General features: G+C 25.6%; 1 protein-coding gene. It reads left to right on the forward strand.

Annotation, left to right across the window (positions count from 1 at the left end; all coding sequences use genetic code 4):
- Positions 1-637, forward strand: a 637-nt coding sequence (locus C4B24_RS05130; RefSeq protein WP_168388389.1) for a hypothetical protein, incomplete at both ends; no start/stop codon positions are given.

Raw genomic sequence — 637 nt, forward strand, 5'->3', positions numbered from 1 at the left:
TTGATTATATTTCTAATTTCTTTGATGAAAATGCAAGCATTGAAGAACTTGAAAACATTTACCATGAAGAAATGGGGCATCTAAATTTTGAAGAAGGTTTCCAAGTTGCATACTCTTCATACTCATTATTTTCTCTTTTATATATTCATGAACCAACAAGAGAAATAATGATAACGAATCAATTTTTGCAAATAGGTTTAGGTTATGTTTGCAAGAAATGAAAATATACAAAACCCATTTTCTCAAATTTAAGTATCCAACCAAAAATCCGACAACTTTTATATTCTGCAACTTTATTGGGTTATATATCATATGTAATATTTTTAAAAAGTAATAATATAGAAACTATAAAGCACAATGGAATAATTTATCCTAAATGAAAATTTTATCCCCACAAATCAAGAGTCATTAGATGAACAGGGGAAAAAGAAGAAAAACAAGTTTCTGAGTCTCTTGAAAAGTTGATAGGATTCAGTCTATGAAATTTCTCTAGTTTTATTAGGAAATATCAACTATTTCTAGAAATAAAATTGAAAAAAAGTGGTATTGAATATAAAAAAATATTTTTTGGTATAAACAGGGAAATTTGAACTGAATTAAATGAAGAATTTCAACGAATATTTCCAAAAATAACAAA

The sequence above is a fragment of the Mycoplasma marinum genome (assembly GCF_004335975.1).
GTDB classification, from domain to species: domain Bacteria; phylum Bacillota_I; class Bacilli_A; order Mycoplasmatales; family Metamycoplasmataceae; genus Mycoplasma_K; species Mycoplasma_K marinum.